This window comes from Chromohalobacter sarecensis, assembly GCF_023061135.1.
GTDB classification, from domain to species: Bacteria; Pseudomonadota; Gammaproteobacteria; order Pseudomonadales; family Halomonadaceae; genus Chromohalobacter; species Chromohalobacter sarecensis.
On sequence record NZ_JAKGAN010000001.1, the window covers coordinates 197299 to 219163 of the forward strand.

Genomic DNA, 21865 nt, shown 5'->3' on the forward strand with positions numbered 1-21865 from the left:
GCTCTCTCGAGCCTCGCCAGTCCTTCTTCCAGAACCTCGGGTTCGGCGGTCAATGGGGGCAGCAGACGTAGTACGTTGCGCCGGCGCCCGCTGGGCATCAATAGTACGCCCTCCTCGCGACCGGCGACGATCAGCGCGGCCAGATGTTCGGCGCCGGTGGCTGCGGGCGTATCCTCGAAGACAATACCGCGCATGGCGCCAACGCCGGTCATGTCGCCAAGCATTGAATAGCGGTCAGACGCTCGCCAGCCGCGATACGCTTCCAGGATCATCGCTTCCTGGCGCTCGCTCCAATCGGCCAGATGCTCATCGCTCATTAGCGCCATCACTGTCTGGGCCGCAGCGCAGGCGACGGCATTGCCCGAATAGGTGCCGCCCAGGCCACCTTTAGGTGGGGCATCCATGATCTCTGGCTTGCCCGCCACTGCGGCCAGCGGCAGTCCGGCGGCCATGCTCTTGCCCATCAGCAGCAGGTCGGGTTCGACCCCCAGGTGGGAAAAGGCGAAACGCTTGCCGGTGCGTCCGAAGCCGGACTGGATCTCGTCGAAGATCAACACGATACCCTGTGCCTCGCACAACACCCGAAGGCGTGCGGCGAAATCGGCGCACAGTAGACGAAAGCCACCCTCGCCCTGGACCGGTTCGACGATGATACAGGCCACTTCATCGGCAGGGATCTCGACCTCGAATAGTCTTTCCAGGGCGGCCATGGCGGTGTCGGCGTCGACACCATCGTCGCGACTGGGGAAGGGTAGGTGATGCACCGGTCCGGGCAAGGCACCGAGGCGATTCTTGTAAGGCTTGACCTTGCCGTTGAGGTTCAATGCCGCCAGCGTGCGGCCATGAAAGCCATCGTCGAAAGCGATCACGCCTTGGCGCCCGGTGGCGGCACGTGCAATCTTGAGAGCGTTCTCGGTAGCCTCGGCACCGCTGTTGGTAAGCATGCAGGACAGCGAATAAGACACCGGCACGAAGGCATTCAAGGCGCTGGCGACCTCGAGATAGCCACGATGCGGCAGGGCATTGAAGGCGGAATGCATCAAGGTATCGACCTGCGCCTTGACTGCCTCGACCACGTCGGGATGTCCATGCCCCAGGTTGAGCACGCCGATACCGCCGACGAAGTCGACATAGTGGTTGCCCTGTTCGTCCCAGACCTCGGCGTTGCGGCCTCTGTCGATGCAGAGAGGGTGAACGATGCCGAGCGCGTCACTGATGTGCGGGAGGTCCATGTCATTATCCTGAAGAAGCCTATCGCCACGATGAGAACAGAGCCATCTTCAGGGCTTCAAACGAAAAAAAGCGTGTTATCCATTCCATTAATTCATGCACTAGGGTGCCACAACGTCGCCAGGGGCCTCCCGATGCTCGAGTATCCAGTCGATGAAGCCTCGAACCTTGGTATCCTCTCCCTTGTGTTCGGGATAGGCCAGGTAATAGGCATCGCGACTGGTCAGGCCGAACGTCCATGGAATCGTCAGTAGGCCGGCCTGTAGTTCCTCTTCGGCGAGAAAGCGCGGTGCCAGGGCGACGCCACATCCGGCACGTGCCGCGCGTAAGGCCATGTAGAAGGTATCGAAACGTGGCCCGTGGTAGCTGTGCTCGGTGTAACAGTCCTGGGCCTCGAACCAGTCGTGCCAGGCCTCGGGCCGCGTCGAGCTCTGCAATAGCACCAGCTTTGTCAGTTCCAGCGGTTCTTGAATGCCGTCGACTGGCAGCACCGCAGGCGAGCACACCGGCACCATCTCCTCTTCAAGCAGTTTGATGCACTCGGCCCGGGGCCAGGCGCCATGACCGAAGAAGAAGGCGACATCGACGCGCTCCTCCTCCAGGTCGAAGGGCTCCGAGCGGTTGGCGATGTTCAGATAGACCCGTGGATGCCGGAAGCGGAACCCATTGAGCCGCGGGATCAACCAGCGTGCCCCGAAGGTCGGCAGTGTGGTGACATTGAGCACCACACTCTGGCCACCGTAGGACTGCATGTAACGCGTGGACATTTCTACCTGGGCCAGGATCTTGCGCACCTCGGTGAGATAGAGCGAGCCCTCCGGGGTGACCTGAAGCCGCTTGCGTACTCGACGGAACAGAGGATGCTCGAGCACCGCTTCGAGCTGGGCAACCTGCTTGCTGACGGCACTCTGGGTTAGGTTCAGCTCGTCGGCGGCACGCGTGAAGCTCATGTGCCGCACCGAGGCTTCGAAGCACTGCATGGCGGTCAGGCTGGGCAGGTGTCGATGGCTCATGCCGCTCTCCTGTGTATGGATTGTGCCTCGTCGTGGTTCTTCATTGTGAAGGCTAAAACCAGAAAAATGGGAATGACCTCCATATAAAACGTCGTTTGAAGGGCGTCAACCTCCGCGCCAATACTGGTTTCGATTTTCGAACCCAGGAATTGATAGTAGGAGGAAGAATGATCGAATCCCTCATGCAGCGTCTCGGCGTCTCCGAGGATGCCTACCGCCAGGGCGATTATGCGGTCATCTCACCCACCGACGGCGGCGAGCTCGGCCAGATTCGCCTCGAGGGCGTCGATGCCGTCGAGGCCCGCGTGGCACGTGCCCAGAGGGCCTTCGAAGAGTGGCGTCGAGTACCCGCCCCTCGTCGCGGCGAGCTCGTTCGACTGTTCGGCGAACAGTTGCGTCGCCACAAGGAGGATCTCGGTGCCTTGGTTACCCTGGAGTGCGGCAAGATCTATCAGGAAGGTCTCGGCGAAGTTCAGGAGATGATCGACATCTGCGACCTGGCCGTCGGTCAGTCGCGTCAGCTCTATGGCCTGACCATCGCTTCCGAGCGTCCCGGGCACCACATGCGCGAGAGCTGGCATCCGCTGGGACCGATCGGCTTGATCACTGCCTTCAACTTCCCGGTGGCCCCCTGGGCCTGGAACGCCGCCTTGGCCTTGGTATGCGGCAATAGCCTGCTGTGGAAGCCCTCCGAGAAGGCCCCGCTCACTGCTCTGGGCTGCCAGGCGTTACTTGAGCGCGCCATGGCCGAGTTCGGCGACGAGGCGCCCGAAGGTCTCAGCCAAGTGATTCTGGGAGACCGCGAGGCGGGCGAGCGCCTGGCAGACGATCCGCGTGTGCCGCTGATCAGCGCCACCGGTAGTACGCGCATGGGTCGGGAGTTAGCGCCTCGGGTGGCGGCTCGTTTCGGTCGCAGCATTCTCGAACTCGGGGGCAACAACGGCATGATTCTGGCGCCCAGCGCCGATCTGGACATGGCGGTCCGCGCCATTCTGTTCTCCGCCGTGGGGACGGCTGGACAGCGCTGCACCTCCCTGCGTCGCCTGATCGTCCATGAGTCGATCCGCGACGAAGTCGTCGAGCGCGTGAAGAAGGCCTATGCCGGCGTGACGATCGGCGATCCCATGGAGGGCAACCTGGTCGGCCCGTTGATCGATGCCCAGGCCTTCGAGCAGATGCAGTCCGTGCTCGATCAGGCGCGCCAGCAGGGCGCGAGCGTATTCGGTGGCGAACGCCAACTCGCCGATCAGTATCCCGATGGCTATTACGTGACCCCGGCCATCGTCGAGGTCGAGCAGCAGGATGACCTGGTCAAGAACGAGACTTTCGCCCCGATCCTCTACGTCATGAGCTATCGCGACTTCGATGAGGCCATGACGTTGCACAACGACGTTCCCCAAGGGTTGTCATCGTGCATCTTCACCAGCGACGTGCGCGAATCCGAGGCCTTCATCTCGGATGTCGGCAGCGACTGCGGTATTGCCAACGTCAACATCGGACCGAGTGGCGCGGAGATCGGTGGTGCCTTCGGTGGCGAGAAGGAGACCGGCGGAGGTCGCGAGTCCGGCTCCGACATCTGGAAGAGCTATATGCGTCGACAAACCAACACCGTCAACTACTCCCGTGAGCTACCACTGGCACAAGGGATCAAGTTCGACTGACCACGAGCGCCGTCCCGATGACGGGGCGGCGCTTCGTTGCATGAACGTGCTCGAAACCTCGACGCACAGGGTCGGGTTTTTTGGAACGTTCGACCATCCAGGCAGAACGTGTCATGGAGTCCAAAGATGACAACAACAATTTCTCGAGAACAATGGGGTAGCCGCTTTGGTTACCTGATGGCCGTCGTCGGCGCCATGGTCGGTGCCGGCAATATCTGGCGCATGCCCTACGTGACGGGAGAGAATGGCGGGGGCGCCTTTTTGATCGCTTACTTCCTGCTGCTCTATCTAATCGCGGTACCCGGTCTGATGGGCGAGACCAGCCTTGGGCGCTATACCCGCCAGGGCTTGATCGGCACCTTCCGCAAGGTCTATGGCAACAATCGCCTCGTCGGCCTGGGGCTGGTGATTCTGATCTTCAACATCGTATTGATGTCCTACTACTCATCGATCGTTGGCTGGTCGATCTACTATGCCTTTCATGCCGTGCTCGGCACTTTCACCCAGACTGATTTCGATACGGCTGCCCTGTGGCAAGACTTTAGCGGCAACACGGCCCTGAACGTCGGCATGCACACGATTGCCATGCTGATGGTTACCGGCATTCTGCTGTTCGGTATCAAGCGGGGAATCGAACGTATGGCCAAGTGGATGATGCCGATCCTGACCATCGCCTTGATCGCTATCGCCATTCGCGGGGTGACATTGCCGGGGGCCATGGCGGGCCTGGAGTTCGCCTTCTCGCCCAACTGGGAATATCTGGCCCGGGGCGAGACCTGGCTGGCGGCGCTGGGGCAGGCGTTGTTCTCCACTGGCCTCGGCTGGGGGATCGCCCTGACCTACGGTAGCTATCTCGGCCGTAACGACGATATCCCGCTGGGGGGAGGCATCTTCACGGCGGTCGGCAATACTAGCTTCGGTCTGCTCGCCATTTTCGCCGTCTTTCCCATCGTCTTCGCTTTCGGCATCTCGCCCAGCTCCGGCGCTGAACTGGCCTTCGTGGCTCTGGCCAATGCCTTCGGCAGCATGACGGGCGGTTACTTCTGGGCCTTGCTGTTTTTCATGGGCTTTTTCTTCGCCAACTTGACCACCGCCATCGCCATTACCGAAGTTGGCGTTACCACTTACCGAGAGGAGCGGAACACTAGCCGTACCAAGGCCGTGCTGACCATCTGCGGCATTATCTGGCTACTCGGCATCCCGAGCGCCATGAATGCCAATATCCTCGGCTATCTGGATTTCGTGGTCGGCAACTGGGGGCTACCGCTTTCGACGTTCATCACCATGCTCGCCATCGGCTGGAAGTTCGATGCTCACCGACTGCGCGTGTTGAGCCTCAACCGGGGCGCCGATCTTTACGTGCCGCGTGTCTGGGAACTCGTCATTCGCTACCAAATCCCCGCCATCATGCTCGGCATCATGGCCTACTTCCTATATAGCAATCTTGGGCAGACACCCTGGAAGACGATCAGCGGCCTCGTAATACTCACGCTGATGATCCCGCTATGCATGTGGATCATGAACCGTCGCCATGAAACGCCGCATGTCGCCAATTCCACAGGAGGTCAGTCATCATGAGCCTATCCGCCATCATCGTCATGATCGCCTCCATCATCGCCTTGTGGGGGGTAGCCAGTTGCGCCCTGATCGTGTCGATTCGGCATGAGGAGCGAAAATTGGTCCTGCTCCGCTCACAGGGTGATTTCGAACCCTTCTCGCCGCGTGCCTTCCGGGATCTCGAGCGCTGGCTGGCGCAGCATTCCGAGAGCGAACACGCTCCTGAAATCAGGGAGTGGCAGCAGGCGCAGCGAGACTCCCTGCAGCGTAATCCGCAACGCTTCTACGACTGGTCGCACGCCGACGACGATGTTAGGGAGGCGTCATGAAATCGGCCTGTATCTGGACCACGACTTCCCCCGAACGACAAAGGGAATACTCACGCCTGGAAGGCAACGCCGTTGCCGATGTCGCCGTCATTGGCGGCGGCATCACCGGGCTGAGTACCGCCCTGCATCTCGCCGAAACTGGCGTTTCGGTGACGCTTCTGGAGGCGGGAGACATCCCTTGCGGCGGCTCGGGGCGCAGTGTTGGCTTGGTCAATGCGGGAATGTGGATACCACCGGACGATATTCTTGAGGCCCTGGGCCCGGAAAACGGCGAACGCGCCAATGCAGTGCTCGGTCGTGCGCCCGCCGATGTCTTCACACTCATCGACCGGCACGGCATTGACTGCCAGGACACTCGGACCGGTACCTTGCATCTTGCCCACAATGGCAAGGGGGCCGAGGAACTGGCTCGGCGCTTCGAGCAATTTTCGCGTTGCGGTGCACCGGTCGAGTTGCTCGAGGGAGAGGCGTGTCAACGGCGCGTCGGTACCCACCGCATCCAGCGAGCCCTGCTCGACCGTCGGGCCGGCACGCTGAACCCGACCGCCTATACCCGGGGACTCGCCCGTGCGGCTCATGATGCAGGCGCCAACCTGCACACTCACAGTGCTGCCGAGGGCATCGAGCGCGAAGGCGACCGCTGGCGGGTCGACACCCCGCAGGGCAGCGTTCGGGCACCGCGTCTGGTGATCGCAACCAATGCCTACACGGAAGATCATTGGAACCAAGTGCGCGAGCACTTCTTCCGAGGACACTTTTACCAGGTGGCCTCCCCGCCACTCTCCGACGAGCTTGCCGGTGACATTCTGCCCGAACGCCAGGGCGCCTGGGATACCCGTACGGTGCTCAGCAGTCTGAGGCGCGATGCAGAGGGACGCTTGATTCTTGGCAGCCTAGGATGTGGTGATAGCAAGCCGGCGTCTTTCCTGCGCTGCTGGGCCGATCGGGTTCAGCGGCATTACTTCCCGCAACTAGGCCGAGTGGACTGGGAATGCACCTGGACAGGCCAGGTCGGTTTCACTCCGGATCACACTCTGCGCCTCTTCGAGCCGGCGCCGGGTATTTTAGGTGTTGCGGGTTATAACGGCCGTGGTATCACGACTGGCACGGTGGTAGGAAAAGGCTTTGCCCATTACTTGAACACTGGTGATGATAGCTTGTTGCCACTGCCGATCTGCTCCCATCAACCGATACGCGCCAAGCCATTGTGGAGCACCGGTTACGAAGGAGGCTTCACGCTATACCATGCAGGGCAGTGTTTGCGCGTATTGATATGAGCAGCATCTATTGGAAGCAGTTTTTACGCTAGCTATCCCTGCAATGGAATTGTGACTAGCTTGTTCTAATTTGGCTTGCCATTCTTTCGTCGCTGCAGTCGGTGTTTGATGGCGCAGTGCTTTCTGCGCGATATGGCGATTGCAGCAACCACAGGAGAGTAAGATGCGTACAGTCTCCGCGCAGGAGGTCAGCGACGCCTTAGCATGGCCGGCGTTAATCGAGCGCCTGGACGCGTGTTTCGACGGCAGTATCGAAACGCCGTTGCGCCACCACCACGCCATCCCGCGCGACGCGGGGGAGGCGACCTTGTTGTTGATGCCGGCATGGCAGCAGGCAGGCTATATCGGCACCAAAATGGTGAATGTCTTTCCTCACAATGCCGAGCGAGGCTTGCCGGCGATCTCGGGCGTCTACCTGCTGTGCGATGGCGATACCGGCCAACCCCTGGCCTGTATCGAAGGCAGCGAGTTGACCCGCCGCCGTACCGCCGCCGCCTCGGCGGTCGCCAGTCGTTATCTGTCTCGCGAGGATGCCGAGACGCTGGTGATGGTCGGTACCGGCAAGCTGGCGCCCATGCTGATCGAAGCGCATGCCGCCGTGCGTCCTATCTCACGCGTCAAGATCTGGGGGCGCCACCCGGAGAAGGCGCGACATCTCGCCGACGCCTATGCGGAGCGCTTCGACTGTGAAGCGGTCACCTCGCTTAGCGAGGCGGTTGCCTCGGCCGACATCGTCAGTTGCGCGACGCTGAGCAGCGAGCCGCTGGTTCGCGGCGAGTGGCTGCGCTCGGGTACGCACCTGGACCTGGTGGGCGCGTTTCGCCCGACCATGCGTGAAAGCGACAGTGCCTGCCTGTCCCGTGCGGAGGTATTCGTCGATACGTATGAGGGCGCCAAAGGCGAAGCCGGTGATATTCACCAAGCCATTGAAGAGGGTGATTTCCAATTCGACGCTATTCGCGGCGAGTTGCGTGAATTGATCAGTGGCGCCTCGCCGGGGCGCAGTAGCCCTCAGGCGGTAACGTTGTTCAAATCGGTCGGTGCGTCGCTCGAGGATCTCGCAGCGGCCATCGAAGTGTGGGAGCAGCTCGAATCATGATGCCGCCATCACGCACGGGGTTTTACTGGCATGGTTCTGGTACGACCCCGGAGCTATTGGGGGCTTTCCTCGTATTGGGGGAATCACGAGCGATATTCGGTGCGACCGGCTCCGATACGCTTGAAAAACGCTGGCAGCGGTCGCTGGGAGGGGGCGACTGACGCTCCCAAGCGATACCGCGGCCAGCGCACACCGAGGATTACTGCTTTGGTGGCTCGACATGGCCGCCAAAGCCGAAGCGCATCGCCGAGAGCAGGCGGTTGGCGTAGGTGCTGTCCTTGCGCGAGTTGAAACGCGCGAACAGGGCGTTGGCCAGTACCGGAGTGGCGACGCCTTGCTCGACGGCGGCGTCGATGGTCCAGCGGCCTTCGCCACTGTCGGCGACGGCACCGGAGTAATGATCGAGCTTGGGGTCGCCGGTCAACGCTTGGGCGGTGAGGTCGAGCAGCCACGAGGAGACGACGCTACCGCGGCGCCAGACTTCGGCCACGTCGGCGAGGTTGAGATCGAAGCGTTCTTCTTCCGGCAATTCCGGCGATGACTTGCTCTGCATCAGCTCGAAGCCTTCGGCGTAGGCTTGCATGAGGCCGTACTCGATCCCGTTGTGGACCATCTTCACGTAGTGGCCGGCACCCACCGGGCCCGCATGGATATAGCCACGCTCGGCGCTGTCATGGGGCGCGTTGCGGCCATGCGTGCGATCCAGGTTGCCGTAACCGGGGGCCAACGTATCGAACAGCGGATCGAGCTGGTCGAAGGTTTCCTGATCGGCGCCGACCATCATGCAATAGCCGCGCTCCAGTCCCCAGACGCCACCCGATGTACCCACATCGGCATAACGGATGCCTTGTGAAGACAACGCCTTGGCACGGCGGATATCGTCCTTGTAGAAGGTGTTACCGCCGTCAATGATGATGTCGCCGGCGTTCATCCGCTCGGCGAGGGCATTGATGGCGTCTTCGGTGGGCGCGCCGGCGGGCAGCATGACCCACACCACGCGCGGCGTTTCCAGTTGATCCACCAGCGTCGCCAGGGAGTCCGCCGGAGTGGCACCGTCCTCGATCAACGCCGAGGCGATGGATTGATCGCGGTCATGGGCGACGACGTCGTGGCCGCCGCGCATCAAGCGTCGGGCGATATTGCCGCCCATGCGGCCGAGTCCGATGATACCGAGTTGCATGTTCGTACCTTTCGCGATGTTGGGGTGGGAGTGGGAACGGCGGCAAGCCTACCGATACCGAATACATGACGTAAAGCGGGCCATGCCGTGAGGCATGACCCGCGACGTTCACTCAGTGTGGTGCATCAATCCCAGCTTAGCGCGCCGCCGACCTGATATTCGGTGACGCGCGTCTCGAAGAAGTTCTTCTCCTTGCGCAAGTCGATGATTTCGCTCATCCACGGGAAGGGGTTCTCCGCGCCGGGGTACTGCTCCTTCAAGCCGATCTGCGCCAGGCGGCGGTTACAGATGAAGTGCAGGTACTCCTCCATGATCGCGGCGTTCATGCCCAGCACTCCACGCGGCATGGAGTCGCGCGCATAGGCGATTTCCAGCTCGGTGCCCTCGATGATCATCTGGGTGACCTCGTCCTGGAATTCCGCCGTCCACAGGTGCGGATTCTCGATCTTGATCTGATTGATCATGTCGACGCCGAAGTTCAGGTGCATCGACTCGTCGCGGAGGATGTACTGAAACTGCTCGGCGACACCGGTCATCTTGTTGCGCCGGCCCATGGAGAGGATCTGGCTGAAGCCACAATAGAAGAAGATGCCTTCGGTCACGCAGTAGAAGGCGACCAGATTGCGCAACAGCTCCTGATCGCTTTCCGGCGTGCCGGTATGGAAGTCCGGGCGCGCCAGCGACTGGGTGTGCTTGAGGCTCCACGCCGATTTGGCGGCAACCGAGGGCACCTCGCGGTACATGTTGAAGACTTCGCCTTCGTCCATGCTCAGCGACTCCACGCAATACTGATAAGCGTGGGTGTGGATGGCTTCCTCGAAGGCCTGGCGCAGCAAGTACTGGCGGCATTCGGGGTTGGTGATCAGGCGGTACAGCGCCAGCACCAGGTTGTTGGCGACCAGCGAGTCGGCGGTGGAGAAATAGCCCAGGCTGCGCTCGACGATGCGACGCTCGTCTTCGGTCAAGCCGTCATTGCTTTTCCACAGCGCAATGTCGGCGTTCATGTTCACTTCCTGGGGCATCCAGTGATTGGCGCTGCCGTCCAGGTACTTCTGCCACGCCCATTCGTACTTGAAAGGCACCAACTGGTTGAGGTCGGCGCGGGCGTTGATCATCTTCTTGTCGTCGACCTCGATACGCGCCGCGCCCATTTCCAACTCTTCCAGGCCGGCGGCGACATCAAGCTCGTCCAGCGACTTGCGGGCACGCGCCAGCCGGTCTTCATCGGCCACCTGGTAGCGTGACGCGCTTTCGCGCACCTGCTCGGGTTCCGGCGCTGCGGGTTGCGCTGTCGGCTTAGCGGCCGGCGCGGGCTTTTGAGGCTCGGCGGCGGCATTCTCGTCATCAACCGCGTCTTCGTGAAAGTCGTCCCAATTCAGCATGTTCTTCTCTCCTGTCTGTCGACGAATGGCGAAGGCTCAGGATGTGGGAGCGAATTCATTCGCGAACAAGTTCGCTCCCACAGGCGGCTGACGCCACGTTGAATTAAGTAGCCAGCGTCTACTGGCAGGCCTCGCAGCCGAGTTCGTCGATATCGCCCGCCGATGGCGCGCGTGAGCCGCTGCCGTTCTTGCCGTTCAGGAAGTCGTCGATGCCGCGCGCTTCGCCGGAGGCGCCACTGGCCGCCGGGCTGGGTGCGCTGCTGGGGGCGGGCGGAGTCGGCGCCGTTGCACCGCTATCGGCGTTGCCCACGGCATTGAGATTGCCGCGATCGACGGTGGATTTTTCCACCGAGGTGGCGCCTAGCGCGCGCAAGTAATAGGTGGTCTTGAGGCCACGGAACCAGGCCATGCGATAGGTGACGTCGAGCTTCTTGCCCGAGACACCGGCGATGTAGAGGTTCAGCGACTGCGCCTGGTCGATCCACTTCTGGCGCCGCGCGGCGGCCTCGACCAGCCACTTGGGCTCGACCTCGAAGGCGCTGGCATAGCGGGCCTTGAGGTCGTCCGGCACGCGGTCGATGGGCTGCACACTGCCGTCGTAGTACTTGAGATCGTTGATCATGACCTCATCCCACAGGTCGCGTTCCTTGAGGTCGTTGACCATGTAGGCGTTGACCACGGTGAACTCGCCGGAGAGGTTCGATTTGACGAACAGGTTCTGGTAGGTCGGCTCGATAGACTGCGTCACGCCACAGATGTTGGAGATCGTCGCGGTCGGCGCGATCGCCATGACGTTGGAGTTGCGCATTCCTTGGCTGGTGACCTTGTCGCGCAGACGCGTCCAATCTTGCGTGGTGGAGGTGTCCACTTCGATATAGTCGGCGCCGCGCTCTTCGACCAGGTTGGCGATGGAGTCGATGGGCAGCACGCCCTTGCTCCACAGCGAGCCTTCGAAGCTTTGGTAGCGTCCGCGCTCGGCGGCCAGGTCGCTGGAGGCTTCGATGGCGTGATAGCTGATCAGCTCCATTGAGGTGTCGGAGAACTCAATGGCTTCCTGGGAGGCGTAGGCGATCCCGCGCTTGTAGAGCGCATCTTGGAAACCCATCAAGCCGAGGCCCACCGGGCGGTGCTTGAAGTTGGAGTTCTTGGCTTGGGGCACGGCGTAGTAATTGATGTCGATGACGTTATCGAGCATGCGCACGGCCGTCTTGACGGTCTTCTTCAGCTTGTCGCCGTCGAGTTCGCCGTCGACGATGTGCTGCGCCAGATTGATCGAGCCCAGGTTACACACGGCGATTTCATCCGCCGAGGTGTTAAGGGTGATCTCCGTGCACAGGTTGGAGCTATGCACCACGCCGGCATGGTTCTGCGGGCTGCGCAGGTTGCACGGGTCCTTGAAGGTGATCCACGGATGGCCGGTTTCGAACAGCATGGACAGCATCTTGCGCCACAAGTCCTTGGCCTTGACGCGCTTGAACAGCTTGAGCTGCCCGTTGCGGGTCATTTCCTCGTATTCGGCGTAGCGCTTCTCGAAGGCGGCGCCGTACAGGTCGTGCAGGTCCGGGCAGGTAGACGGTGAGAACAGCGTCCATTCCTCGTCGTCGAAGACCCGCTTCATGAACAAATCCGGCACCCAGTTGGCGGTGTTCATGTCATGGGTCCGGCGGCGGTCGTCGCCGGTGTTCTTGCGCAGTTCGAGGAATTCCTCGACGTCGAGGTGCCAGGTCTCGAGATAGGCGCAGACCGCGCCCTTGCGTTTGCCACCCTGGTTGACGGCCACGGCGGTGTCGTTGACCACCTTGAGGAACGGCACCACACCTTGTGACTTGCCGTTGGTGCCCTTGATGTAGGAACCCAGCGCACGCACCGGCGTCCAGTCGTTACCCAGGCCGCCGGCCCACTTGGAGAGCATGGCGTTGTCGCGAATCGCGCCGTAGATGCCATCGAGCTGGTCGGGCACGGTGGTCAGATAGCACGAAGAGAGCTGGCTCTTGACGGTGCCGGCGTTGAACAGCGTCGGCGTGGAGGCCATGTAGTCGAAGCTCGAGAGCAGCTCGTAGAATTCGATGGCACGCGCTTCGCGATCGTCTTCGTTGAGCGCCAGGCCCATGGCGACACGCATGAACATCACCTGCGGGAGTTCGTAGCGGATGTCGTCGTGATGCAGGAAGTAGCGGTCGTAAAGCGTCTGCAGGCCGAGGTAGGTGAACTGGGCGTCGCGGGTGTAATCCAGCGCCGAACCCAGGCGCTCGAGGTCGAACTCGGCAAGCTGGGGGTCGAGCTGGTCAAAGGCAATACCCTTGGCGATATAGGCCTTGAAGGCTGGCGCGTAGAGGTCGGCCATCTCCTGGTACGTCGCTTCGTCGGCGATATCCAGGAAGGAGAGGGCCTCGCGACGCAGGTTGTCCTGCAAGAGTCGCGCGGTGGCGTAGGTATAGTTGGGCTCTTTCTCGACCAGGGTACGTGCGGTCATCGTCAGCGCTTGCGACACGCCATCGATGGATACGCCGTCGTAGAGATTCTTCAATGACGCGTCGACGATCTTCTGCGGCTCGACGTTGGTGAGCCCTTCGCAGGCGTCAAAGACCAGCGTCTCGACCCGGCCCAGATCCAGCGGACGCACGGTGCCGTCGGCCTGTGTGACATTGAGGCTGGGATGCGGTTTGGCGATATCGCCGTTGTGAGGCTGACGGGCGCGGGCATGTTCCTCGCGGTACAGAACATAGGCGCGGGCGACTTTCTGCTCGCCGGCACGCATCAGGGCCAGCTCGACCTGATCCTGGATGTCTTCGATGTGCAGGGTGCCACCATCGGGCATGCGCCGCAGGAAGGTATCGACGATGCTCTGGGTCGCCTCGTGAACGAAGTCACGGATGCGTGACGAGGCCGCAGCGTTATCGCCTTCGGTAGCGATGAACGCCTTGGTGATCGCCACCGAGACTTTGCTACCGTCGAAGGCCGCGACATCGCCGTTGCGCTTGATGACGCGCAGTCGCTGCGGTGCGGTGATGTCCACTGACGCCTTGTCAGGGGAAGAAAGAGTGGTATCCATGACGCCTTCCTGTCATTACGGGTCCGGGGGAAAGGGTGTCGCCGCGCATGTTCGTGTCGCGAGAAGTCGAGGATTATCGCGACGATGACCGATTTAACCGTCTTGTCTCGGCATTTTCGTGCCTGAAGAGGAACGTTCGGGACGATCACGCGAAATACGGTGATCCCTATATATGGGGAAGATCCTTATGATGAGCACAAGATAGAGCGGTTTTGCGGGGGTCGCAAGTGGATAAGTTGTGGATAGTCTGTGACTCTCCTGGGGGCTATTCTTGCGCTCCGTCAAGGAATCTATAACTCGCTGTCACGCGACGATTTTTCAATCTGCGTGGCGATCTCTATGATGCTCGACAGCTACTCGTGAGTGAATTCGGGTATCATCGCTTGCTATCCGCTATGGTAGGGAGTAACGGCATGTAGTACGCCTTTGTCGTGCCGCGCATTCCGGCGGGGTCTCCCTTGGATAGCGAGAAGAATACAAAATAAAGACGAACGGAACTCGTACGACAAGGCCGAAGGTAGGCAGGGCTTCATGGCACCAATGTAAAGGGATGGATGACAGCTTGGACAGCAGCAGACATCAAGATCACGTTCTGATCATAGAGGACGACGAGCGGCTGGCGCATCTGACGCGAGACTATCTCGAGGCGAATGAATTCCAGGTCGCTCTGGAATACGACGGCGCGCGTGCTGTGGAGCGCATCCTCGACGAGCAGCCGGACATAGTCATTCTCGATCTCATGTTGCCCGGCGAGGATGGTCTTTCCATCTGCCGTCGCGTGCGTGGCCAATATGCCGGCCCCATTCTCATGCTCACCGCGCGTACCGACGACATGGACCAGGTGCTGGGGCTCGAGATGGGTGCCGACGACTATGTGCCCAAGCCGGTGCAGCCGCGTGTGCTGTTGGCGCGCATGCGCGCTCTACTGCGCCGTGCTGATGCCCTGGACGCCGCCAGCGGCGCTACGCGGCTGAACTTCGGTGACCTGCTCATCGATAGCGCCACCCGTGAGGCTTGGCTCAACGACGAACGCATCGATTTGACCAGCGCCGAGTTCGACCTGTTATGGCTGTTGGCCGGTAATGCTGGCCATGTGCTGACCCGCGAGGAAATCTTTTCGCAACTGCGGGGCATCAAGTACGACGGTCAGGACCGCTCGATCGATGTGCGGGTTTCGCGTATCCGGCCCAAGATCGGCGACGATCCCAACCAACCGCACCGGATCAAGACCGTGCGCAGTAAAGGGTATCTGTTCGTCAAGGATAGCTAACGTTGATGCGGCGAACCCTGTCGGACAGCACCTTCCTGCGCGTTTACGCCTTGTTGTTGCTGGCGTTGGTGCTGACATTCGGACTCGCATTGCTGGGGTATCTGGTGGTCGACCAGGTGCGTCAGGAGAATTACCGCGAGCGCCTGGCCAGTGGCCCGATGCAGGTGCTGGCGCATCTGGCCGCCGAGCAGCCCGTCGACGAACGTGACGAATGGTTGGCATCGATGTCGTCGACGCTGGGCGTTCCCATGGCGCTGCATCCCATCGATAACGTGTCGCTGAGTTACTTCGATCGCTCGCGGCTCAATGAAGGACGGCCGCTGATCGAGCGCCACGACGCGGCATGGTCGGTTCTGCGACGGCTGCCGGATACGCCTTGGTTGCTGGAAGTGCGTGTTGGCGGACTCAAGGAGATGCAGTTACGTGGTGCCACCGAGGCCCTGCGAACGTGGCTCAGCGGCGTTTCGGAAGATGAGAGCGCCGAGCGTCTGGCGCGTCTTCAGCGTGTCTTCAAGATCCCGCTGGACGTCTCGCCGATGCCACCTGCGGGCGTCGATCCCATCCAGCAGTCGCGTCTCGAAGGCGGTGAAGTCGTGGTGCGCCTCGAGCCGGGGCTCGGCGTGTTGTATGTGCACGCGCGGCTGGGGGCGGATCGCTGGCTCAGTATCGGCCCCATTCCGTCCTTCGAGCCGATGCCTATCTCGTTGGCGCTGGCCCTGCTGGGCATCATGTTGCTCGTGCTGGCGGGCACCATCTACTTCGTGGTGCGCGGCGTGGAAGGGCGCGTGGAGCGTCTGGAGCGTGCCGCCACGCGCATCGCCGGGGGGCACCTGGATACTCGCGTCAAGGTCGAGAGCAGCGACTTTCTCGGACGGCTGGGGATGGCCTTCAACGGCATGGCGGCCCAGGTGCAATCGTTGTTGCGTACGCAGCAGGAAATGATCCGTGCCGTCTCCCATGAATTGCGCACCCCAGTGGCACGTATCCGCTTCGCGGTGCAGATGGTCGAGGACATGACCGATGAGCCCGTGGTGCGGCGCCAGTTGCAGGATATCGACGGCGATATCGAAGAACTCGATCAACTCGTCGACGAGATTCTGACCTACGCCCGCCTGGGGAGTGACAGCGCCCAGGGCATCCAGCTCGCCACCGAGACCACCGATTGTCGCGCCATGGCCCATCGCGTGGTCGATACCCTGGCACCGCTGCACGCGCATTTGCGACTCGAAGTGCTGGAAGGCGAGGAGGTCGATGTCGAGGCCGATCCGCGCTATCTGCAACGCGCGCTTTCCAACCTCGTAGCCAATGCCTGCCGCCATGCGGAAGGGCATATCCATGTCAGCGTGACGCGGGAGGCGCGGGCCGTGCGGTTGGATGTCGAGGACGACGGCGCAGGGGTCCCCGAAGCCGATCGCCTATTGATCTTCAAACCCTTCGCGCGTCTCGACGACAGCCGCACGCGACGTTCCGGCGGTTATGGCCTGGGGCTCTCCATCGTGCAGAAAATCATGGCCTGGCATGGCGGCAGCGTCGTGGTCGAGCGTAGCCAGCGGCTCGGTGGGGCACGCTTCAGTCTATTGTTGCCGACCCCGGATCTCCTCCAGGGCGACCCGCGCTACTCGCGGGGACGCCGCCTGGACGATGCGTGACCGCTATCTCCCTCGACAGACGCTGGCAACCCGCAAGCGCCAGCGTGAGAGCGTGGCGACGAGACGTGGCTAGGCCGGCTTGATTCCCTCGAGTACCGCGAAGGAGGTCTCGCGCGCGGTGCGCAGGAAATCTTCCATCCACGGCGCGTCACGGCTTTCCTCGCGAATCGCCGCGAATAGCGTGCTCCATACCCCCTGCTCGCCGAGATGCAGGGCGCGCACATAACCGCGCTCCAGATACTCGGTGAGCGCCCAGTTGGGCAATGCGCAGACCCCCCGGCCGCTGGCCACCAGCTGCATCATCATGACCGTCAACTCGGCGGTGCGTACCTCGGACGGCGTGAAGCCCGCAGGAGTCAGAAACTGGGTGAAGACGTCGAGGCGCGTGTGCTCCACCGGGTAGGTGATGAGTGTCTCGCCGGCCAGTTCCTCCGGTGTCACCCAGTCGCGGCGTGTCAGGGTATGCTGCTTGCCTACCGCCAATAGCCCCTCATAGCGGAATAACGGCTCGTAATGAATGCCGGAAAGCGGCTGGGGGTCGGCGGTAATCACCAGGTCCAGCGATTCGCGCGCCAGCGATGGCAGAGCATCGAAGCTGTAGCCGCTGGGGATGTCGACTTCAACCTCCGGCCAGTGATCGCGGAAGTGATCGATGGTCGGCATCAGCCACTGAAAGCAGCTATGGCATTCGATGGCCATGTGCAGGCGCCCTTGTTCATGGCCGGCCAGGCGTGCCAGGTCGCGTTCCGCCATGCGGATCTGCGGCAGGACCTGTTCGGCCAGCGCAAGCAGACGCTCGCCCGCCCGAGTGAAGGTGACGGGGCGCGTCTTGCGCTGGAACAGGGGCGCCTCCAGACGCTCCTCGAGATCCTTGATCTGATGCGAGAGCGCCGATTGGGTGAGATGCACGCGTTCGGCGGCTTCGACGAGCGAGCCGGCGTCACGGAGTGCGATCAAGGTGCGGAGATGGCGAAGCTCGAGCATGGTGTATGAGAGCCGTTCATTTTGAAGATTAATTAATTTAGTTTGATTCACGCACTACCGCCAGCGAGACTGCCCGCCAGCACATCACGGCGTCGCCGTGACCACGAAGTCACTTATTCTAGCTGCATACCGCAAGGGGAAACACGATGGCGCTGGCACACATTCTGGGCTATCCGCGCATTGGCGCGAACCGTGAGTTGAAAAAGGCTGTCGAGGCCTACTGGAAAGGCGAGATCGATCAGACCACGCTCGAGGAGAGCGGCAAGACGCTGCGTGCCGCACACTGGCAAGCCAGCCGCGATGCGGGGCTCGACCTCGTCACCGTAGGCGACTTCGCCTTCTATGACCAGGTACTCAACGTCAGCGCGCTGCTGGGCGCGGTGCCGCCGCGTTTTGGCGCCATCGAGGGCGATGTCGACCTGGATACGACGTTCCGCATGGCGCGTGGCCGGGCGCCCACCGGCGAACCGGCGGCCGCCTGCGAGATGACCAAGTACTTCGATACCAACTACCACTACCTGGTCCCCGAGCTGCATGCCGGTCAACGCTTCCGAGTAGCCTCCACGCGGTTGTTCGACGAGGTCGCTGAAGCCCAGGCTGAGGGGCATCCGGTCAAGGTGGCGCTGCTGGGGCCGATTAGCTGGTTGTGGCTGGCCAAGGAAAAGAGCGAGGGGTTCGACCGTCTGACTCTGCTCGATACGTTGTTGCCGGTGTATGGCGAGATCCTCGAGCGTTTGGCGGCGCAGGGCGTCGAATGGGTACAGCTCGACGAGCCGGCCCTGGTACAGGACTTGCCCCGCGACTGGCGCCAGGCCTTCGAGGCCGCCTACAACAAGTTGCAGTCTGCGCGGGTCAAGCTTCTGGTGGCGACCTATTTCGGCGCTCTGGGCGACAATCTGGGCCTGGCCGCCGGCCTGCCGGTCGCCGGGCTACACATCGATACGGTCCGTGCGCCCGAACAGCTCGATGCGGTGCTCGACCGTCTGCCCACCTATAAAGTGCTGTCCATCGGCGCCATCGACGGACGCAACATCTGGCGTGCCGATCTGGCGGCACTGCGTGAGCGCCTGCAAGTGGCCCGCGCGCGTCTCGGCGAGCGTCTGTGGGTCTCGGCGTCTTGCTCGCTGCTGCACGTGCCGGTGGATCTCGAAGCGGAAACCGATCTAGACGCCGAGCTAAAGAGTTGGCTGGCCTTCGCACGCCAGAAGCTCGATGAAATCGTCACCCTGGCGCACTTGCTCGACGGGCGTGCCACAGACGCCGACACCGCTCGTCTGGAAGCCGCTACGCAGGCGCTGGAAGCACGCCGCAACTCTCCGCGCATTCACAAGCCCGCCGTGGGCGAGCGTCTGTCGGCGGTATCCGCTACCGACGCCGAGCGTCCGAGCCCTTACGGCGCGCGTGCCAAGGTGCAGCATCGTCATCTCGACCTGCCGCTGTTTCCGACCACGACCATCGGTTCGTTCCCGCAGACGCAGGACATCCGCGCCGCGCGCCGCGCCTTCAAGAGTGGCGAATTAGGCCGCGATGCCTACGAGGCCCGCATGCGCCAGGAGATCGTCCATGCCGTCGAGCGCCAGGAAGTCCTGGATATCGATGTGCCGGTCCACGGCGAGCCCGAGCGTAACGACATGGTCGAGTATTTCGGCGAACTGCTGGATGGCTTTGCCTTTACGCGCTTCGGCTGGGTGCAAAGTTACGGCTCGCGCTGCGTGAAGCCGCCGGTGATCTTCGGTGATGTGAGTCGCCCCGGGCCGATGACGGTGCGCTGGAGCGAATATGCGCAATCGCTCACCGACAAGCCCATGAAAGGCATGCTCACCGGACCGGTGACGATCCTGCAATGGTCGTTCGTGCGCGATGACCAACCGCGCGATGCCACCTGCCGTCAGATTGCCCTGTCTCTGCGTGACGAGGTCGCCGATCTCGAAGCGGCCGGCATCAAGATCATTCAGATCGACGAGCCGGCACTGCGTGAAGGCCTGCCGCTGCGGCAGGGCGAATGGCAGCGCTACCTCGACTGGGCGGTGGAAAGCTTCAAGTTGAGCGCAGCCGTGGCCCGCGACGAGACGCAGATCCACACCCATATGTGCTACTCGGAGTTCAACGACATCATCGCGGCGATCGCGGCCCTGGACGCCGACGTGATTACCATCGAAACTTCGCGTTCGGATATGGAGCTGCTCGACGCTTTTCAGGACTTCGCCTATCCCAACGAGATCGGCCCGGGCGTGTACGACATCCACTCGCCCAACATTCCCGAGGTGGAATGGATGGTGCAGTTGATGGAAAAAGCCGCCGAGAAGATCCCCGCCGAGCGGCTTTGGGTCAACCCGGACTGCGGTCTGAAAACGCGCGGTTGGGCGGAAGTCGAGCCGGCATTGGCCAACATGGTCGAAGCGGCCAAGGAACTACGTCGCCGCCACGGGTAAGTATTTCGTGTTGACGCCATGAACGCGCCGTCGAGCCACCGCTCGGCGGCGCGTTTCTTATGGTGCCGGAGTTTCTCGTGGCACCAGCGTTTCTCATGACATGAGGACTGGTATGCTATCGGTCTTCTTTGATTGAACGATATCGCATGCAACGCGCTCTGCAGATGTGGAGCGGGCCCTGACCAGCAAGGAGAAGCTGAATGTTATCCAGAATGTCTCGGCGTGCGCGGCACGTCTTGTCGGGTGTGGTATGCGTTGCCGTATTGGGTGGCTGCGCCAGTTCCGACGGTCCGCCGCAGGTGCGCGACGCCTCCGGGAGTGGTTTTACGCCCCCGCCGCAACTCGATGCGCCGGACGAGAACGACGACGCTCCCAAGTCGCCGCTACTGCCGAGCGCCTTCTTTGCCGATGGGGCGGAGGCATTCGTCTCCTGGCGGTGTACGCCAGCGCAGGATCTCATCTCGGCTGCGCCCGGAAATAGCCTGCGACTGTGGTCGGCACAGGGATACTACGCGCTCGAGCGTAGCGTGGTCGCCGACGGCAAGCGCTACCGCAAGAGCACCCTGACGTTCGCCCAGCAGGGCGACGAGGCGCACGTCGAAAGCGACAACGGCCAGCTCGCCTGTCAGCAAGATGCCCGACGCGAGTCGATCACGCGTGCCGATGCCCCGAATGCGATCTTCAAGGGGCAGGGCAACGAGCCAGGATGGACGCTCGAACTCGACCGCGAGGCGCCGCAGCTCACGCTGATGACGCAATACGGCGAGGAAAAGCGCACGCTGGATTATCGGGTTACGCAGCTCGATAACGGCCACCAGGCTGCCATGATGCTAGAGGCTGGCGACGCCGATGCGCCCGTGACCGTCGAGCTCAAGGCGCGGGCCTGTTTCGACAGCATGAGCGGCAAACCGTATCCCGTTCAGGTGCGTGTCGAGGAGGCGGGACGCACCTGGGTCGGCTGCGGCCAGGGCATCGAGCGAACGCGCTGAGACGTATATGGGTGTTCGTTTCATTATATCGAATGATTTGTGGGCTTTTTTGCGTTTTTCTTTTCAAAAAGGGCAACGAATAATAACGCTATTCGCAGCATATGCCCTGAGTTCAATGAGAGGAATTTCGCATGGCCGTTCGCAATATTCTGTTGGTGACCGCTTCCATCCTTGGCGAGCATGGTCAGTCACGCGCGTTGGCGACGCATTTCAAGGCGCAGCTCGGCGCGGGTGATGATGTCCGGATCACCGAGCGCGATGTCGTGGCGCTCGATCTGCCGCATCTCGATGGCGCCGAAATGGCTAGCTGGATGACCGAGCCCGAAGTCCGCGACGCGACCCAGCAGGAGCTGGCGGCGCGCTCCGATGTATTGATCGAGGAAGTACTCGCGCACGATCTGATCGTACTGGCGGTACCGCTCTACAACCTGGGCATTCCGAGTCAGCTCAAGGCGTGGTTTGACCGCGTTCTGCGGGCCGGCAAGACGTTCAAGTATACGGAGAACGGCCCGGTGGGCCTGATCGAGGGAAAACGCGCGCTGGTGCTGGCGGCACGCGGCGGGCAGTACGCGGGCACCGCAATGGATACTCAGACCGGCCATGTCAGCAGTCTGCTGGGTTTGATCGGCATTCGCGACATCGACTGGATCTACGCGGAAGGCCTCAATATGGGCGAAGCGGTGCGTGAACCGGCCATGGGCGAAGCGCGTCAGGCGGTGGCGAATTACGCGGCGGAACGTCTCTGACGTAAAGCGGTGCCT

At 61.9% G+C, this 21865-nt stretch carries 15 protein-coding genes and 1 pseudogene; 10 read left to right on the forward strand and 6 right to left on the reverse strand.

Features of this window, described 5'->3' with window-relative positions:
• Window positions 1-5 precede the first annotated feature (5 nt).
• Window positions 6-1232, reverse strand: a pseudogene (locus L1071_RS00940) (2-aminoadipate transaminase); the annotation flags it as partial.
• A gap of 99 nt (window positions 1233-1331) precedes the next feature.
• Entirely contained in the window at window positions 1332-2243 is a 912-nt protein-coding gene (locus L1071_RS00945; RefSeq protein ID WP_246967589.1) for a LysR family transcriptional regulator, read from the reverse strand.
• A 167-nt stretch (window positions 2244-2410) separates the two neighbouring features.
• Here L1071_RS00945 and amaB point away from each other — a divergent pair, with 167 nt between their 5' ends.
• The 5 genes from amaB to lhpI all read left to right on the forward strand — a co-directional run bounded on the left by amaB (window position 2411) and on the right by lhpI (window position 8166).
• The gene (gene amaB / locus L1071_RS00950; RefSeq protein ID WP_246967592.1) at window positions 2411-3904 is read left to right on the forward strand and encodes an L-piperidine-6-carboxylate dehydrogenase; all 1494 of its coding nucleotides are present in this window, start codon (window positions 2411-2413) and stop codon (window positions 3902-3904) included.
• A 126-nt stretch (window positions 3905-4030) separates the two neighbouring features.
• The gene (locus tag L1071_RS00955) at window positions 4031-5482 is read left to right on the forward strand and encodes a sodium-dependent transporter (protein WP_246967595.1); all 1452 of its coding nucleotides are present in this window, start codon (window positions 4031-4033) and stop codon (window positions 5480-5482) included.
• Window positions 5479-5790 carry a DUF8026 family protein gene (locus L1071_RS00960; protein ID WP_246967598.1) on the forward strand — a complete coding sequence of 104 codons (312 nt, stop codon included), beginning with the start codon at window positions 5479-5481 and terminating at the stop codon, window positions 5788-5790. Before L1071_RS00955 ends, L1071_RS00960 begins: the two co-directional genes overlap by 4 nt.
• The gene (gene amaA, locus L1071_RS00965) at window positions 5787-7067 is read left to right on the forward strand and encodes an L-pipecolate oxidase (protein WP_246967600.1); all 1281 of its coding nucleotides are present in this window, start codon (window positions 5787-5789) and stop codon (window positions 7065-7067) included. The genes L1071_RS00960 and amaA overlap by 4 nt, the downstream gene beginning before the upstream one ends.
• A gap of 163 nt (window positions 7068-7230) precedes the next feature.
• Entirely contained in the window at window positions 7231-8166 is a 936-nt protein-coding gene (gene lhpI, locus L1071_RS00970; RefSeq protein ID WP_246967602.1) for a bifunctional Delta(1)-pyrroline-2-carboxylate/Delta(1)-piperideine-2-carboxylate reductase, read from the forward strand.
• A gap of 199 nt (window positions 8167-8365) precedes the next feature.
• Here lhpI and gnd read toward each other — a convergent pair whose 3' ends face one another.
• From gnd to L1071_RS00985, 3 genes are all read right to left on the reverse strand, one after another.
• Window positions 8366-9364: a phosphogluconate dehydrogenase (NAD(+)-dependent, decarboxylating) gene (gnd, locus tag L1071_RS00975; RefSeq protein WP_343315193.1), complete on the reverse strand. Its 999-nt coding sequence runs from the start codon at window positions 9362-9364 to the stop codon at window positions 8366-8368.
• Between the two features lie 107 nt (window positions 9365-9471).
• Window positions 9472-10728, reverse strand: a complete 1257-nt coding sequence (locus tag L1071_RS00980) for a ribonucleotide-diphosphate reductase subunit beta (RefSeq protein ID WP_246967606.1) — start codon at window positions 10726-10728, stop codon at window positions 9472-9474.
• Window positions 10729-10846: 118 nt separating this feature from the next.
• On the reverse strand, window positions 10847-13780 hold the full coding sequence (locus tag L1071_RS00985) for a ribonucleoside-diphosphate reductase subunit alpha (RefSeq protein WP_246967608.1): 2934 nt from the start codon (window positions 13778-13780) through the stop codon (window positions 10847-10849).
• Window positions 13781-14330: 550 nt separating this feature from the next.
• Between L1071_RS00985 and L1071_RS00990 the strand changes: the two genes are divergently transcribed.
• Both L1071_RS00990 and L1071_RS00995 read left to right on the forward strand, forming a co-directional pair.
• Window positions 14331-15050: a response regulator gene (locus tag L1071_RS00990; protein WP_246967610.1), complete on the forward strand. Its 720-nt coding sequence runs from the start codon at window positions 14331-14333 to the stop codon at window positions 15048-15050.
• Between the two features lie 5 nt (window positions 15051-15055).
• Window positions 15056-16699 carry an ATP-binding protein gene (locus L1071_RS00995; protein ID WP_246967613.1) on the forward strand — a complete coding sequence of 548 codons (1644 nt, stop codon included), beginning with the start codon at window positions 15056-15058 and terminating at the stop codon, window positions 16697-16699.
• Between the two features lie 69 nt (window positions 16700-16768).
• Here L1071_RS00995 and L1071_RS01000 read toward each other — a convergent pair whose 3' ends face one another.
• On the reverse strand, window positions 16769-17683 hold the full coding sequence (locus L1071_RS01000; RefSeq protein WP_246967615.1) for a LysR family transcriptional regulator: 915 nt from the start codon (window positions 17681-17683) through the stop codon (window positions 16769-16771).
• A gap of 146 nt (window positions 17684-17829) precedes the next feature.
• Between L1071_RS01000 and metE the strand changes: the two genes are divergently transcribed.
• From metE to L1071_RS01015, 3 genes are all read left to right on the forward strand, one after another.
• Window positions 17830-20115, forward strand: a complete 2286-nt coding sequence (gene metE, locus L1071_RS01005; RefSeq protein WP_246967617.1) for a 5-methyltetrahydropteroyltriglutamate--homocysteine S-methyltransferase — start codon at window positions 17830-17832, stop codon at window positions 20113-20115.
• Window positions 20116-20315: 200 nt separating this feature from the next.
• Window positions 20316-21104, forward strand: coding sequence for a C-type lysozyme, inhibitor (locus L1071_RS01010; RefSeq protein ID WP_246967619.1), 789 nt, complete (start codon window positions 20316-20318; stop codon window positions 21102-21104).
• Window positions 21105-21235: 131 nt separating this feature from the next.
• A complete protein-coding gene (locus tag L1071_RS01015) occupies window positions 21236-21850 on the forward strand; it encodes an FMN-dependent NADH-azoreductase (protein WP_246967621.1) in 615 nt (204 codons plus the stop codon).
• Window positions 21851-21865 lie beyond the last annotated feature (15 nt).

Coding starts and splice junctions, on each gene's coding strand:
- L1071_RS00945 (WP_246967589.1), bottom strand. CDS start 2,243: ATGAGCCATCGACACCTGCCCAGCCTGACCGCCATGCAGTGCTTCGAA.
- amaB (WP_246967592.1), top strand. CDS start 2,411: ATGATCGAATCCCTCATGCAGCGTCTCGGCGTCTCCGAGGATGCCTAC.
- L1071_RS00955 (WP_246967595.1), top strand. CDS start 4,031: ATGACAACAACAATTTCTCGAGAACAATGGGGTAGCCGCTTTGGTTAC.
- L1071_RS00960 (WP_246967598.1), top strand. CDS start 5,479: ATGAGCCTATCCGCCATCATCGTCATGATCGCCTCCATCATCGCCTTG.
- amaA (WP_246967600.1), top strand. CDS start 5,787: ATGAAATCGGCCTGTATCTGGACCACGACTTCCCCCGAACGACAAAGG.
- lhpI (WP_246967602.1), top strand. CDS start 7,231: ATGCGTACAGTCTCCGCGCAGGAGGTCAGCGACGCCTTAGCATGGCCG.
- L1071_RS00980 (WP_246967606.1), bottom strand. CDS start 10,728: ATGCTGAATTGGGACGACTTTCACGAAGACGCGGTTGATGACGAGAAT.
- L1071_RS00985 (WP_246967608.1), bottom strand. CDS start 13,780: ATGGATACCACTCTTTCTTCCCCTGACAAGGCGTCAGTGGACATCACC.
- L1071_RS00990 (WP_246967610.1), top strand. CDS start 14,331: ATGGATGACAGCTTGGACAGCAGCAGACATCAAGATCACGTTCTGATC.
- L1071_RS00995 (WP_246967613.1), top strand. CDS start 15,056: ATGCGGCGAACCCTGTCGGACAGCACCTTCCTGCGCGTTTACGCCTTG.
- L1071_RS01000 (WP_246967615.1), bottom strand. CDS start 17,683: ATGCTCGAGCTTCGCCATCTCCGCACCTTGATCGCACTCCGTGACGCC.
- metE (WP_246967617.1), top strand. CDS start 17,830: ATGGCGCTGGCACACATTCTGGGCTATCCGCGCATTGGCGCGAACCGT.
- L1071_RS01010 (WP_246967619.1), top strand. CDS start 20,316: ATGTTATCCAGAATGTCTCGGCGTGCGCGGCACGTCTTGTCGGGTGTG.
- L1071_RS01015 (WP_246967621.1), top strand. CDS start 21,236: ATGGCCGTTCGCAATATTCTGTTGGTGACCGCTTCCATCCTTGGCGAG.